Consider the following 13043-nt stretch of genomic DNA (forward strand, 5'->3'; position numbering starts at 1 on the left):
GGATCATAGACCGAGAAGCGCGATCTGGCGCGCGATGACCTTGGCCTCGTCGTATTCCGCGCGGGCGCGGGCAAGCGAGGCCGCGCCCATCCGCGCGCGCAAGGCCGGATCGCCGGCGAGCCGGCCCAGGGCCTCGGCGAGCGCGGCCTCGTCCTTCACCGGCACGAGGAAGCCCGTCTCGCCGTCGATCACCTGTTCCCGCGCGCCGCGGATACGCGTGGCGACGACGGGAAGCCCGGTCATCATCGCCTCGATGATCGCGCGCGGCATGCCTTCGCGGTGGGAGGGAAGCACGAAGAGATCGGCGCCGCGAAGCAGCGCCGCAACGTCGGTGCGGTAGCCGAGCAGCTTCAGGCGCGATGCGGTCGCCGGGTCGCCTTGCGCAGCAGCGAGCGCGGCGTCCACCGCGCCCTCGTGGTCGCTCTCGAGCCGGGTGCCGATGCAGGCGAGCGTGAGGCGCGGCACGCGCGCGAGCGCGGCGAAGAGCTCGGGGTAGCCCTTCTCGGCAACCATTCGCCCGATCATCACCGCGACGACGTCATCGGGCCCGACGCCCATCGCCGCCCGCGCGGCAGCACGTTCCTCCGCCGTGCCGGGACGGAACAGCGAGGGATCGACGCCGTTGCCGATCACCGTGACCGCCCCGTCGGGTGCGAGGCGTTCTGCCTTCGCCGTCTCTGCATCCTCCGCGCTCTGCGTCATCAGCACATCGGTGAAGCGGCGGCCGAAGCGTTCCAGCAGCACATGCGCGCGGTAGGTGGAGGGGCGCATCCGTTCGTGGAAATAGAAGCCGTGCGCCGTGTAGGCGATGCGCGGAATGCCGGCGACGCGGCCCGCGATGCGGCCGACGAGGCCGGCAAGCGGCGTGTGCACGTGGAGGAGGTCGAACCGCTCCTCGCGGAAAAGGCGCACGAGCGCGAGGAAGGCAGGTAGGTTGGCGAGCGGGTTGGCGCTGCGCGCGAAGGGGATGGGCGCGATGCGGAACCCCTCCTCCCGCGCCGGCGCGAGCTTCGGCCCATCGGCGCAGATACCGACGACCTCGTGGCCGCGCGCGCGCAGCTCGCGCATCAGCGGCAGCAGGAAATGCGTCAGCGAGAAATCGACGTTGGTGAGCTGCGCGATCTTCACGCCCGCGCCTCCAGCCAGCCCGCGAGCATCAGCACGGTCCAGAGCGCGGGCGCGCGATCGCGCCGCCCGGCCTGGTGCTCCTCCCACGCGGCTCGGATCGGCGCCTCCCGCACGAGGGCCGAGTGCCGCAGCGCCGGCGAGGCAAGCAGGTCTCCGGCCCACTCCCGCAACGGCCCGCGCAGCCAGGCGCCGACGGGGAAGGAGAAGCCGGTCTTCTCCCGCTCGAAGAACGGGCGCGGGAGGTGGCGCGCGAGCGCGTCGCGCAGCACCGCCTTGCCGCCATCGCCGCGCACCAGCAGCCCGTGCGGCAGGGAGAAGGCGAGCGCGATCATCGCGGGCGAGAGCATCGGCACGCGCACCTCGAGCGCGACGGACATCGAGGCGCGATCGACCTTCGTCAGCACGTCGTCATGCATGTAGGTGGCGGCATCCTGCGCGCGCATGCGCGCAAGCGGCTCGTCAGGGAGATCGAGCACGGCGCGTGACGGCTCGGGCCCGGCGGCGACCTCCTCCTCCCAGGCCGAGATCAGCCGCGCATAGGCCGCATCGAGATCAGGCGAGGCGAGGACGAGCGCGGTCTTGTGCAGCGTCTCGCCAGGGCGCCGCGGCGCGCCGGGAAGCCAGGCGAGCGCCCGGTCCCAGCCGCGCGGCGGCACCGCCGAGACGAGGCGTGCGAGCGTGGTGCGGAACGGAATGCGGTCGGCCTTCGCCCACAGCCCGGCGGCAAGCCGGTGGCGGCGGTAGCCACCGAACAGCTCGTCCCCCCCATCGCCCGAAAGCGCGACGGTGACGTGTCCGCGCGTCAGCCGCGACAGAAGAAGCGTCGGCAGTTGCGAGGAATCCGCGAAAGGTTCGTCGGACAGCCGCGGCAGTTCCGGCGCGAGCGCGACGGCCTCGGCCCCCGTCGCGCGCAGGATGGTGTGGCGCACGCCGAGCCGCTCCGCGATGGCCGCAGCCGCCGCGCTCTCGTCATAGGCCGGGTCATCGAAGCCGATGGTGAAGGCGTGCGCAGCGCCGGGTGCCACGCGCGCCATCGCCGCCACGACGGAGGAGCTGTCCACCCCGCCCGACAGGAAGGCGCCGACGCCAACATCGGCGACGAGCTGGGTGCGGACGCTCTCCTCGAGAAGCGCATCGACACGCGCGGCGGCCTCCTCGGCACCGATGGCGAGCGGCCGCGCATCACGCGCCACGGCGGCGATGTCGTACCAACGCCGTTCCGCGACCGTTCCGTCCATGCCGAAGCGCACGATGCCGCCGGGCGGCAGCTTGCGAACGCCCTTGAACACGGTGAGCGGTGCTGGAATGCAGCCAAGCCGGAGATAGGCGGCCACGGCCCCGGCGTCGATCTCCAACGGCGGTGTGGCGGCCTCGACGGCGCCGAGCTCGGAGCCGAAGAACACGCCCTCTGCCGTCGCCGCCCAGGCGAGCGGCTTGATCCCGGCATGGTCGCGCACGAGGGTCAGCGTGCGCTCGGCGCGGTCCCACAAGGCGAAGGCGAACATCGCGTCGAGCTTCGCGAGGGCCCGCTCGAGGCCCCAGGCGGCGATGGCCTCGAGAAGCACAGCCGTGTCGGACGCGCTGTCGATGACCACGCCTTCGGCGGCAAGCTCGTTCCGCAGGGCGACGTAGTTGTAGAGCTCGCCGTTGTAGCTGATCGCGTATCGGCCCGAGGCCGACAGCATCGGCTGCGCGCCGCCGGGCGAGAGGTCGATGATCGCGAGGCGGCGGTGAGCGAGCGCGAGCCCGGCCTCCTCGTCAGCCCACTGCCCCTCCCCATCGGGGCCACGATGGGCGATCGCCTCGCCCATCGCACGGGCACGCGCGAGCAGCGCCGCGCGATCGTCCGGCCGGCGCAGGAACAGCCCGGCGATGCCGCACATGCCCCTCTTCCCTCTTGCTCAGCCGAGCTTGGAGATCGCCCATTTCACGAGGCACGGCCCGTCCTGCGGCGTGCCGGAGAGAACCACCTGCTCGCTGCGGCGCGGCTCGGACGTGCCTGCATAGATGCTCTCCTCGAGCGCGAGCTTCGCGCCCTCGGCGCGCAGCACCCAGCCCGTGCCGGATGGCGTGCGCAGCAGGACGCCCGATCCGTCCTGCTGCATCGAGGCATCGACCGTGGGGTGGAGATGGAAGCGGATGGCGAAGGGCTGCGGGTTCGGGGCCTCGATGCTGTCCTCGCCGCGCACATCCTCACCGCTCTCGCCGAGATAGAGGCGGCGGCGATGGATCGCGCCGAACGGCTTCTTCCACCCGTCATGGCTCGCATCGAGCCAGTGCGCCCCATTGGCCTCGTGCCGCTGCACCGACACCTGCTCGGGCCGGCGGCCGAGCCCCTCCTCCTTCAGCTCGGAGGAGTTCACGTCGGCGATCACCAGCGTCGAATGCGCGGCGGTGGCGCGCAGCGCGTCGCGCCATTCGGCCCCCGCCGCGGGGGCGGCGCCGCAATTGACGATCAGCCGGTCGCGGCCGACGGACATCTCGAAGGCAAGCGTTCCGGCGTGGGCGAGGCGGTCCTGCCCCCTCGGCGGCGGCGCGCCGGTATCGAGAACGAGCACGGTCCGGCCGGCGGCAAGGCGCTGGAACCCCATGTCCGGCAGGCGCTGCGCTGCGCGGGCCCGCGGCTGGGCCTGGGCGAAGGCGGCTGAGAGCGCGCCCGCGATCTCCTCGCGCGTGCCGTTGAACAGCGCCGGGCCACCGTCGCCATGGCGAAGTGCGGCGAGCGCCGGGGCGATGCGGTCGATCGCCGAACCGAGCGCCTCCGGCACCGGCTGCTTCACCGCGCCGAGCAGGCCGCGGATCTCGAGAAGGTCCTGCAGCACAGAGAGCAGCGCGGCGGGGCTGCGCTCCACATGCCCGCCATCGGGGAGAACCTGGCGGCCGAGCTCCTGGTCGAGGAACCGCATCGCGCGCGTGTAGTAGGCCTCGGCCCCCGGAAGCGCGACGCCGGCAACGGCAAGGCCACGCAGCGCTGCGAAGGCGCGCGCATCCATCTCCTCCGCCGGAAGGGCCGCGGCGAGCGCGCGCGCGTCCTCGACGATCTGCGCCATCACCGCGGCACGGAACTGGTCCTCCCCGCTTTCGGCGACGAAGTCCCAATGGCAGAGCAGGGCGGAGACCCGATTGCCCAGGACGTCAGCCCGCGCGGCGACGGGGGCGCCTCGGCCGGCGCCGGCGATCCAGGCCGAGACCAGCGCGCGCGCCTTCATCCGCGCGGCATCGGACCCGACGGCACGAAGATCGCGCAGCCAAAGGAACCCATGCGCCGCGGCAGCCCAAAACGCCGTGGGTTCCGCCCCGCCCCACACGGCCGTGTCGAGCGGCCGCGTGGTGCCTTCGACGGCGAACTCGCCCTTCAGCACCCGCGCGCCCGATTGCGGGTCGCCCGCCCAAGGGTCGCGCACGGGAATGGAAGGCGCGTCGGGAAGCCGGCTCATCCGCACGCCAGGCTGCGGCAGGCGCCCGAAGAGGCGGCCCGCGGCGCGGAGCCAGGCGCGGGGGTCGAGCCCCTCCGGTGCCGTCATTCGGCAGCGACCGTCAAAGGCGCCTTCAGCGCCGCGATCGCACCCGCATAGTCGGGCGCGCCGAACACGGCGGTTCCGGCCACCAGCACGTTCGCGCCTGCCTCGCGAACCAGAGGGCCGGTCCTCGCGGTGATGCCGCCATCGACCTCGAGGTCGATCTCCCGGCCGGAGCCGTCGATCAGCCGGCGGAGCGCGGCGATCTTGCCGAGCTGATTCTCGATGAAGCCCTGGCCGCCGAAGCCGGGGTTGACCGTCATCGCCAGGATCAGGTCGGTGCTGTCGAGGACCCACTTCACCGTCGAGATCGGCGTGCCGGGGTTGAGCGCTACGCCGGCCTTGCAGCCGAGGCCGCGAATCGCCTGAAGCGTGCGGTGCAGATGCGGCGAGGCTTCGGGGTGAACGGTGATCACGTCCGCCCCCGCTTCGGCGAAGGCGGCGAGGAAGGCGTCGGCCGGCGCGATCATCAGGTGCACGTCGAGCGGCTTCGTGGCCACGCGCTTGATCGCCTTCACGAGCGCGGGACCGAAAGTGATGTTGGGCACGAAATGCCCGTCCATCACGTCGAGATGCAGCCAGTCGGCGCCCGCCGCCTCGACGGCGCGCACCTCTTCGGCCAGCCGCGCGAAGTCGGACGCGAGCAGGCTCGGGGCGATTCTGAGAGGGGCCGGTGCCATCGCGAGGTTCTAGCCGCGAGGGGCCCGCGCTTCAAGGAACCGGGGGTGGCGGTGGCTCATCCATCCGGATGGAGACGGCAATGCCTTGGCGCAGCGAGTTGGCGACGGTGCAGTTGGCCGTCGCGTGGTCGAAGACCCGACCTGGCGAACTCCCGTCCAGGGTCTCGCACGTGACGGACATCCGTGCGCTGGTGACGATGAGGGGGCTGCCGGACAGCTCGAGCGTTACGCTCACGCCGATGCGGCCGAGGGCAACGCCGAGGGCCTCGGCGGCGTATCGGAGGTCGTTGCAGAAGCACCCGCCGAGCGCGAGCGCCAGCAACTCGCCCCCATTGAACCCGAGCCCGGTGCCCCCGGCGCGGTCCTGCGGTCGGTCGACGACGAGCGTGTGGCTCCCGGCCCAGCCCATGGCCGCCCCGGTCCCTTCGACATTCGCGAGGGAGACGGTGATCGCAGGCATGGCCCGGCCCGCTCAGTCGCAGGCGGTGACCTCGATCTCGACCTTGTATTCCGGCGCGGCGAGGCCGGCGATCACGAGCAGCGTCGTCGCCGGCGCATGCTCTGCCGGGAGCACCTTCCGCCGCGCCGCCCTGTAGGCCTCGATGTCGGCAGCGCTCGTCAGATAGGTCGTCATCCGGACGATGTTGGCCGGGCCCATGCCGACCTCCTTCAGCAGTGCGAGGATGTTCTCGAACGCGACCTCGGTCTGGCCGGCGGCATCGGCCGGCACGGTGCCATCGACGTTCTTGCCGACCTGGCCTGCCAGATGCACCCAGCGCGTCGCCCCCTTCACCTCGGCGATATGGCTGTAGCGGCCGCCATTGTCGTGCACCGAGGGCGGGTTCCTGAAGACGGGAAGGACCATGGGGACGTTTCCTCTGTTCTCTGTCAGCGCTGGACGGGCAGCGTGCCGAGCGTGCCCATGCCGGGCGTGCCGCCCGGGCCGGGCTGCAGGCCCGGGGGCGGCGTTGCGGGGTTCGTCACCCCCGGGGACGGTGCAGGCGCGGGGGCAGGCGCGGGGGCAGAAGGCGTGAGCTCGCGCGGGCCGGCGGACGGCGCGGGTGCGCCCCCGGGCGGGGAAAGCTGCTGCACCTCGACGGCCGCCGGGTTCGGGCGCGGCACGTCGTCGGGCACCAGGAGGCTGCGCAGCGCCTGGCGCACCTGGAACTCGAACTCCACGTTCATGCCGCGCGGATCGTCCATCGCCTCGCGCAGCATTTCGTCCCAGATGCGCTCGCGCTGCGCGAGCGTCACGTCGTCATTCACAGACCGGGCCCGCTGGATACGCGCCTCGGCCCGGCCATTGATGCCGCCGCCGCGCCTTGCCCCGCCGCCGCGCACGTCGAGCGAGACCGCAAGCGTGAGCGTGTAGCGTTCGGAGGGCTGCGCGGCGAACAGGCTGCCGATCGTCGAGCGCTCGAGCTTCTGCTCTGTCATGGACGCGTCGGTGATGGTGATGGTGGCCGCGCCCTCGGTGCCCCAGGGCTGGATGCGGTCACGCGCCATCTGCGCGAGCGCCGCCCGCGGCTCGACCGGCATGCGGTGATCGACGTTCGGCGCCGAGCGGGGCGGCATGTAGGCCTCGACCACCTCGACGCGGGCCACGTCGAGCCTGATCGTGCTCAGATAGGTGTAGTCGTAGGGCCGCACGGTGACGGGCCCGGAAGGCGGCTGCTCGCTCGCGCAGGCGGCGACGAGGCCGAGCGGCGCCAGGGCGATGATCGTTCGGCGAGACGTCATGCAGCGTGGAACCCCCCGGTCCTCGGCGCCAAACCTGGCTGGCCCGGTGCGTCAGCCGGCGGCGCCACCCCGCCCCACATCGCCGCGGCGGAAGCGGAAGTCAACGTTGCAGAACTCGCAGGTGACTGTGATGGCCCCGTTCTCGGTCATGTGGTCGAGGTCATCGGTGCCGAATCCCTCCAGAATGCGCCCGATGCGCTCGCGCGTGCAGCGGCAGCCGAAGGAGACGGGCTTCGCCGCCTGCGCCTTCGGCCCGAGCTCGTGGAACAGGCGCCACAGGAGCCTTTCCGGAGACAGCGTGTCGTCAAGCATCTCGGCCGACGTGGCCGACCCCGCGAGCATCACAGCGGTCCGCCAGGCCTCATCCTCCTGCTCAGGGGTGCCCTTCACCCGCTCCTCGCCACCTTCGAAGGCAAGGCGCTCGAGCAGCAGCGCGGTCGCGCGCCAGCCGTCCGGCGTCGGCGCTGCGGCGAGCTTCACCGCTGCCTCGACCTGCTGCGAGGTGCGGAACCAAGTGTGCGTGAGGTCGGACAGGGTCGCGCCCTCGAGCGGCACGATGCCCTGGTAGCGCTCCATGTCCGGCCCCTGGTCCACCGTGAAGGCGAGGTGGCCGGCACCGAGCAACCGCGCGGCGGAGGGGTTGGCATCGAGCGTCGCAACCGCCTCGGCGTCGACCTTGGCGTAGCCACGAAGCGCGCCTTCGGCGGTGCAGTCGGCCAGAAGCATCGTCACCGGCCCGTCTCCGCGGGCCTGGAGGGAGAAGCTGCCCTGGAACTTCAGCGCCGCGGCAAGACCTGCCGTCAGCGCCAGCGCCTCGCCGAGAAGCGCGGTGACGGGGGCGGGCATGGCGTGGCGGGACAGGACCGCATCGGCAAGCGGGCCGAGGCGGACGAGCTGGCCGCGTGCCGGCGCCCCCTCGAGATAGAAGGGACGAACCGCGTTCGGAACGGTCAGGTCAGGGACGGGGCTTGCGGCGTGATCGGGGATGTCGTGCGGGCTCATCGTGCCTGAGAACTGGGTGCTGCGGCACGGGCGTCATCCCCCGCGCCGAGGCACCAGGCGAGCACGCCGGCCTGGGCGTGCATGCGGTTCTCGGCCTCGTCGAACACCACGCTCTGCGGTCCGTCGAGCACCCCATCGGTCACCTCCTCGCCGCGATGGGCGGGGAGGCAATGCAGGAACACGGCACCGGGCGCGGCCTTGGCCATCAGCGCCTCGTTCACCTGGAACGGGCGAAGCAGGTTGTGGCGGTTGGTGCCCGGCGCGTCATTCATGGACACCCAGGTGTCGGTGACCACCGCATCGGCGCCAGAGACGGCTTCGTCGGGGCTCTCGGTGAGCTCGATCGCCGCTCCCTCGCGTTTGGCCCAGTCGAGGATCTCCTGCGGCGGCCGGAGGGTTGCGGGCGTGGCGAGGCGAAGGGTGAAGCCGAACCGCGCTGCGGCGTGGATCCAGCTTCGCGCAACGTTGTTGCCGTCGCCGCACCAGGCCATCGTTCGGCCACGGATCGACCCGCGATGCTCCTCGAAGGTCATGATGTCGGCCATGAGCTGGCATGGGTGCGACATGTCCGTCAGCCCGTTGATGACGGGCACGGTCGCGGCCGAGGCAAGCTCCTTCAGCTTCGATTCGCTGTCGGTGCGCAGCATGATCGCATCGACGTAGCGGGAGAGGACGCGGGCTGTGTCGGCCACCGTCTCGCCGCGGCCGAGCTGCATCTCGCGGGCGGAGAGCACCACAACGTCGCCGCCGAGGCGCCGCATCGCCACCTCGAAGGAGACGCGCGTGCGGGTGGACGGCTTCTCGAAGATGAGCGCGAGCGCACGGCCGGCCAGGGGACGCTCAGCCAACACCCCCTCGCGCGCCTTGAAGGCCGTGCCGAGGCTCAGCATGCGGCGGAGCTCCGCCTCAGGCAGATCCGCGATGTCGAGGAAGTGGCGCGGCGAGGCGGGGATGGGGGCAGCCGAAGCCGGCTGCCCCTTTCCCTGAGCCGCTGGGCCCGGTGCCGCTGAACCCTGTGCGGCCGGCTTGAGCCGGACCGCGCGCTGGACGTTCATTGCGCCGCCGCCTGCGGGGTCGCGGCCGCGGCACGGAGGCGGCCAAGCGCCCGCCCGAGCAGGTCGACCGCCTCGTCCGCCTCCGCCTCGGTGATGATGAGCGGCGGGGCGAGGCGAAGCACGTTCTGTCCCGCCGCCACGGTGAGCAGCCCCTCGGCCACGGCGGCCGCCTGAAAGTCGGTGTTCAGGACGCCGTCGCGCAGCTTGATGCCGAGCAGCAGCCCCGCGCCGCGGATGTCCTCGACGAGGTCGCTGTTCCTCTCCTTGAGCGCGAGAAGTGCGCGCCAGAGATGCCGCGCCACGCGGTCCACCTGGTCGAGGAAGCCTGGGGCGAGGATGATGTCGAGCACCGCGTTGCCCGCGGCGCAGGCAAGCGGGTTGCCGCCATAGGTCGTGCCGTGCGTGCCGGGCTTGAGGTGCTTGGCGACATGCTCCTTGGCGAGGATGGCGCCGAGCGGGAAGCCGCCGCCGATACCCTTCGCGGCCGACATCACGTCAGGCTCGATCCCGGCCCATTGATGCGCCCAGAGCTTGCCTGACCGGCCCATGCCGATCTGCACCTCGTCGAGCCCGAGCAGCAGCCCGTACTCGTCGCACATCGCGCGGAGCTCGCGCAGGAAGCGGAGCTCGGCCGGGCGCACGCCGCCCTCGCCCTGCACCGGCTCGATGATCACGCCGGCCGTTGCGGGGCCGACGGCATCACGCACCGCGTTCATGTTGCCGAACGGCACCTGGTCGAAGCCATCGACCTTCGGGCCGAAGCCCTCTAGGTACTTGGCGTTGCCCGTGGCCGCGAGGGTCGCGAGGGTGCGGCCGTGGAAGGCGCCTTCGAAGGTGATGAAGCGGAAGCGCTCGCCCCGGCCGGTCTCGGCCATGGTCTTGCGCATTGCCTTGATCATGCCCTCGTTCGCTTCCGCGCCCGAGTTGCAGAAGAACACGCTGTCGGCGAAGGACGCGGCGACGTGCCGCGCCGCGAGACGCTCTGCCTGCGGAACCCTGTAGAGGTTCGAGACGTGCATCACCTTCGCGGCCTGCTCGGCGATCGTCTTGACCAGATGCGGGTGCGCGTGGCCCACGCTCGAGGTCGCGATGCCGGAACCGAAATCGAGGAATCGTCGGCCATCCTCCGTCCACAGACGCGCGCCCTCGCCCCGCTCGAAAGCGAGGTCGGCGCGGTTGTAGGTCGGCATCAGGGCGGCGATCACGGCTCTTTCCTCTGTCCTTGTTCTGTTCCCAGGACCGTTCCGGGGAAAGAGGCAAGAGTGGGGACCGACCCGGCCAAAGTCAAATGAAGGGCCGCCGATCACAATCTGCGGTGGCGATGCATCCGGAAGCGGTCCTCGCGCATAGACCCTGTGACAGGCTTGAGGAGCAGCAGACCAGAGGGAGCGATGCCATGCCTCGCCTTGCCGCCGCGCTGTTCGCCGCCGCAATCGCGATCGCTGCGATCCTCGTCGCGCGCGGAAGGCACGAGGTTCCGACCCTCCTGCCTGCAAGCATGACCTTCATCGAGCATCAGGCGCCCTTCCTGATCTGGTGAGCGCATGGCGGCCCCCGCGCGCTGCGGGGTGCGGCCGGCTTCGGGCTTTGCCATGCTCCCAGGATGCCGCGCCGGACAGATGCGAAACGGGCCAGCCCAAGCCGCCCGACCGAAGCCTCCCTGCACGAGGCGGCGCTTGCGCATCTCGCCCGCTATGCGACGACCGAGGCAGGCCTCGCCCGCGTGCTCGGCAACCGCGTCGCCCGCTGGGTTCGCTCTTCGGATCTCGATGCGGAGGAGGCCGAAGCCGCTCTCGCCGAAGGCCGCGCGACGGTTTCGCGCATCGTCGCGCGGCTGGCCAAGGCAGGCGCGGTCTCCGATGCGGCCTTCGCCACGGCCCGCGCCCGAAGCCTGGCGCGGGGCGGCCGCTCCCGCGCGCAGATCGCCGCACGGCTCGCTGCCAAGGGTGCCGGAGCGGCTTCGGAGACGGCCATCGCGGAGGCCCTGCCTGACCGCGAGGCGGAGATCGCCGCGGCCTGCATCGCCGCGCGCCGCCGGCGCATCGGGCCCTATGCCAGATCCGCCGAGGACGCCGCCGGCCGGCTGAAGGCGCTCGCGGCACTCGCCCGCGCGGGCTTCCCCCGCGCCGTGGCCGAGGCGGTGCTGCGCATGGGTGAGGACGAGGCAGAGGCGCGCATCGCGGCCTTCCGGGCATGACGGTCATCGCCACGCGGGAGGGCTTCTGGCGCGGCATGCGCGCCTGCGTTCCGCTCATCATCGGGCTCCTGCCCTTCGGCCTCGTCGTCGGCGTCGTTGCGCAGTCGAAGGGCTTGAGCATGTTCGAGACGGCGCTGATGAGCGCCATCGTCTTTGCCGGTACCGCGCAAATCCTCGCGCTCGAGACCTGGCAGGAGGCCGCACCCGTCCTGCCCGCGACCGTCGCGGCTCTCGCGGTCAATCTCCGCTTCGCGCTCATGGGCCCCTCGCTCGCGCCGTGGTTCGACGCGATGAGGGGCTGGCGAAGGTGGCTCTCCGTCGCCGCGGTGGTCGACCATGCCTGGGCCCTGTCGCTCGCAGAGATGCGGAACGGCCGGCACGACGCGATGTTCTATCTCGGCGCGGCCTTCGGGCTGTGGGCGCCGTGGATGGTGTCCACCGTGATCGGCCACGCCATGGGCTCGGTGGTCGCGCTGCCGCCCGGGCACCCGCTGTTCTTCGCCGCCCCGGCCTGCCTGATCGCCCTGCTCGTGCCGGTTTGGCGGGGCGCAGGCATCGACATCCTCCCTTGGGCGGTCGCCGCGGCGACGTCGCTTCTGGTCACGCCGATGCTGCCCATTCCCGCTCTCGCGGTGGTCATCGGCGCGGTCTCGGGAAGCCTCGTAGGCGCCTGGCGGGACACCGCGGGAGGCCGGGCATGATCGGGGCCGATCTTGCGACGCTGCTCGCCATCCTCGGGATGGCGGCGGCCACTTTCGCCGTGCGCGCCTCGGGCTACCTGGTGCTGCGGAGGATCCAGCCGGGGCCCTTCCTGCGCGCCTTCCTCAGCCACCTCCCCGGCACGCTCTTCGTCGCCTTCGCCGCCCCTGCCGTGGCCAAGGCGGGACTTGCGGGGCTCGGCGGCGCCGTCGTCACCCTGGTCGTGATGGCAACGACGCGCTCCACCACCTGGTCCCTCCTCGCCGGCGTCGGCGCGTTCTGGGCGGTGCGCTCACTGGCGTTTTGAGCGCGCTTGCGGCCGCCGCCTCCGCATGGGTTGATCGGTTGACCGGTGCCGGTGACCGAAGGGAGGACGCATGACGCTCGTCGAGCGCCTGACGCGTCAGCTGAGATATGTCGTCGCCTCGGAAGCGGAGATCCCGTCCGAGGTGCTCGCTGACGCGGAGCGGCGGATGGCGCACTGCATCGCCAATGTCGCGATCAAGCGCTACGAGACGTTCCGGCCCGAGCACACGGCGCAGTACGCGATCTTCCTGTACTTCCTGTCAAACTCCGCCTTCCGCATGGGAGTACTGCCGCTCGCCGAGGGAGCCTACGCGCTCAACAAGGCCCTGCATGCGGTCGAGCTCTTCTACGAGGTCGAGCTTCCAGCGGTCTTCGTCTGCGACCATCCGCTTGGCAGCGTGATGGGCCGAGCACGCTATGGGGAACGGTTCTCGTTCGCACAAGGCTGCACGGTCGGCAACAGCGGCGGTATCTATCCGGTGATCGGGTCGAATGTCGCGATGTGCGCGAACGCGACGGTGCTCGGCCGCGCGACGGTGGGAGACGGTGCGATCATCGCGGCTGGAACCCTCGTGGTGGATCAGGACGTGCCGGCGGGGATGATTGCTTTCGGCCGCTCGCCTGCGCTCGTCTTCAAGCCGGTCAAACCCGTTACTCGTGCGTTGTTCAGTTTCTTCAGGACGAGCTGATGACGCATCGTGGAGGCTTCCCCTGCGGC

General features: G+C 71.5%; 15 protein-coding genes. 5 read left to right on the forward strand and 10 right to left on the reverse strand.

Annotation, left to right across the window (positions count from 1 at the left end; all coding sequences use genetic code 11):
• Nucleotides 1-3: 3 nt before the first annotated feature.
• From FIF60_RS05500 to FIF60_RS05545, 10 genes are read right to left on the reverse strand one after another with little or no spacing between them, the layout of a single operon-like run.
• Nucleotides 4-1128 (reverse strand): glycosyltransferase family 4 protein, encoded by a 1125-nt coding sequence (locus tag FIF60_RS05500; protein WP_144184667.1) that lies wholly within the window; start codon nucleotides 1126-1128, stop codon nucleotides 4-6.
• Nucleotides 1125-3011 (reverse strand): asparagine synthase (glutamine-hydrolyzing), encoded by a 1887-nt coding sequence (asnB, locus tag FIF60_RS05505; RefSeq protein ID WP_144184669.1) that lies wholly within the window; start codon nucleotides 3009-3011, stop codon nucleotides 1125-1127. The genes FIF60_RS05500 and asnB overlap by 4 nt, the downstream gene beginning before the upstream one ends.
• Before the next feature lie 18 nt (nucleotides 3012-3029).
• Nucleotides 3030-4652, reverse strand: a complete 1623-nt coding sequence (locus tag FIF60_RS05510) for a heparinase II/III family protein (protein ID WP_204251118.1) — start codon at nucleotides 4650-4652, stop codon at nucleotides 3030-3032.
• Nucleotides 4649-5326 carry a ribulose-phosphate 3-epimerase gene (rpe, locus tag FIF60_RS05515; RefSeq protein WP_144184671.1) on the reverse strand — a complete coding sequence of 226 codons (678 nt, stop codon included), beginning with the start codon at nucleotides 5324-5326 and terminating at the stop codon, nucleotides 4649-4651. The genes FIF60_RS05510 and rpe overlap by 4 nt, the downstream gene beginning before the upstream one ends.
• A gap of 31 nt (nucleotides 5327-5357) precedes the next feature.
• Nucleotides 5358-5786 (reverse strand): OsmC family protein, encoded by a 429-nt coding sequence (locus FIF60_RS05520; RefSeq protein WP_144184673.1) that lies wholly within the window; start codon nucleotides 5784-5786, stop codon nucleotides 5358-5360.
• A 12-nt stretch (nucleotides 5787-5798) separates the two neighbouring features.
• Nucleotides 5799-6191 carry a RidA family protein gene (locus FIF60_RS05525; RefSeq protein ID WP_144184675.1) on the reverse strand — a complete coding sequence of 131 codons (393 nt, stop codon included), beginning with the start codon at nucleotides 6189-6191 and terminating at the stop codon, nucleotides 5799-5801.
• Nucleotides 6192-6214: 23 nt separating this feature from the next.
• Nucleotides 6215-7066 (reverse strand): hypothetical protein, encoded by an 852-nt coding sequence (locus FIF60_RS05530; RefSeq protein ID WP_144184677.1) that lies wholly within the window; start codon nucleotides 7064-7066, stop codon nucleotides 6215-6217.
• Between the two features lie 51 nt (nucleotides 7067-7117).
• The gene (gene hslO / locus FIF60_RS05535) at nucleotides 7118-8068 is read right to left on the reverse strand and encodes an Hsp33 family molecular chaperone HslO (RefSeq protein ID WP_144184679.1); all 951 of its coding nucleotides are present in this window, start codon (nucleotides 8066-8068) and stop codon (nucleotides 7118-7120) included.
• Nucleotides 8065-9123, reverse strand: a complete 1059-nt coding sequence (gene argF / locus FIF60_RS05540) for an ornithine carbamoyltransferase (RefSeq protein ID WP_144184681.1) — start codon at nucleotides 9121-9123, stop codon at nucleotides 8065-8067. The genes hslO and argF overlap by 4 nt, the downstream gene beginning before the upstream one ends.
• On the reverse strand, nucleotides 9120-10328 hold the full coding sequence (locus FIF60_RS05545; RefSeq protein WP_204251119.1) for an aspartate aminotransferase family protein: 1209 nt from the start codon (nucleotides 10326-10328) through the stop codon (nucleotides 9120-9122). The genes argF and FIF60_RS05545 overlap by 4 nt, the downstream gene beginning before the upstream one ends.
• 191 nt (nucleotides 10329-10519) lie before the next feature.
• On the opposite strand from FIF60_RS05545, the gene FIF60_RS21495 reads away from it, so the two are divergent.
• The 5 genes from FIF60_RS21495 (at nucleotide 10520) to FIF60_RS05565 (ending at nucleotide 13014) form a co-directional block, all read left to right on the forward strand.
• On the forward strand, nucleotides 10520-10663 hold the full coding sequence (locus tag FIF60_RS21495) for a hypothetical protein (protein ID WP_158639076.1): 144 nt from the start codon (nucleotides 10520-10522) through the stop codon (nucleotides 10661-10663).
• Between the two features lie 63 nt (nucleotides 10664-10726).
• Nucleotides 10727-11320 (forward strand): RecX family transcriptional regulator, encoded by a 594-nt coding sequence (locus FIF60_RS05550; RefSeq protein ID WP_144184683.1) that lies wholly within the window; start codon nucleotides 10727-10729, stop codon nucleotides 11318-11320.
• Nucleotides 11317-12021, forward strand: coding sequence for an AzlC family ABC transporter permease (locus tag FIF60_RS05555; protein WP_144184685.1), 705 nt, complete (start codon nucleotides 11317-11319; stop codon nucleotides 12019-12021). The genes FIF60_RS05550 and FIF60_RS05555 overlap by 4 nt, the downstream gene beginning before the upstream one ends.
• A complete protein-coding gene (locus FIF60_RS05560) occupies nucleotides 12018-12326 on the forward strand; it encodes an AzlD family protein (protein WP_144184687.1) in 309 nt (102 codons plus the stop codon). Before FIF60_RS05555 ends, FIF60_RS05560 begins: the two co-directional genes overlap by 4 nt.
• A 70-nt stretch (nucleotides 12327-12396) precedes the next feature.
• Nucleotides 12397-13014: an LbetaH domain-containing protein gene (locus tag FIF60_RS05565; RefSeq protein ID WP_144184689.1), complete on the forward strand. Its 618-nt coding sequence runs from the start codon at nucleotides 12397-12399 to the stop codon at nucleotides 13012-13014.
• Nucleotides 13015-13043: the final 29 nt, after the last annotated feature.

This window comes from Elioraea rosea (genome assembly GCF_007644105.1).
GTDB lineage: Bacteria > Pseudomonadota > Alphaproteobacteria > Acetobacterales > Acetobacteraceae > Elioraea_A > Elioraea_A rosea.

Bases quoted from the DNA above. Each gene is read 5' to 3' on its own strand.
- FIF60_RS05565 (WP_144184689.1), top strand. From the start codon at position 12,397: ATGACGCTCGTCGAGCGCCTGACGCGTCAGCTGAGATATGTCGTCGCC.
- FIF60_RS05550 (WP_144184683.1), top strand. From the start codon at position 10,727: ATGCCGCGCCGGACAGATGCGAAACGGGCCAGCCCAAGCCGCCCGACC.
- FIF60_RS05510 (WP_204251118.1), bottom strand. From the start codon at position 4,652: ATGACGGCACCGGAGGGGCTCGACCCCCGCGCCTGGCTCCGCGCCGCG.
- argF (WP_144184681.1), bottom strand. From the start codon at position 9,123: ATGAACGTCCAGCGCGCGGTCCGGCTCAAGCCGGCCGCACAGGGTTCA.
- FIF60_RS05525 (WP_144184675.1), bottom strand. From the start codon at position 6,191: ATGGTCCTTCCCGTCTTCAGGAACCCGCCCTCGGTGCACGACAATGGC.
- rpe (WP_144184671.1), bottom strand. From the start codon at position 5,326: ATGGCACCGGCCCCTCTCAGAATCGCCCCGAGCCTGCTCGCGTCCGAC.
- asnB (WP_144184669.1), bottom strand. From the start codon at position 3,011: ATGTGCGGCATCGCCGGGCTGTTCCTGCGCCGGCCGGACGATCGCGCG.
- hslO (WP_144184679.1), bottom strand. From the start codon at position 8,068: ATGAGCCCGCACGACATCCCCGATCACGCCGCAAGCCCCGTCCCTGAC.
- FIF60_RS05530 (WP_144184677.1), bottom strand. From the start codon at position 7,066: ATGACGTCTCGCCGAACGATCATCGCCCTGGCGCCGCTCGGCCTCGTC.
- FIF60_RS05520 (WP_144184673.1), bottom strand. From the start codon at position 5,786: ATGCCTGCGATCACCGTCTCCCTCGCGAATGTCGAAGGGACCGGGGCG.
- FIF60_RS05560 (WP_144184687.1), top strand. From the start codon at position 12,018: ATGATCGGGGCCGATCTTGCGACGCTGCTCGCCATCCTCGGGATGGCG.
- FIF60_RS21495 (WP_158639076.1), top strand. From the start codon at position 10,520: ATGCCTCGCCTTGCCGCCGCGCTGTTCGCCGCCGCAATCGCGATCGCT.
- FIF60_RS05555 (WP_144184685.1), top strand. From the start codon at position 11,317: ATGACGGTCATCGCCACGCGGGAGGGCTTCTGGCGCGGCATGCGCGCC.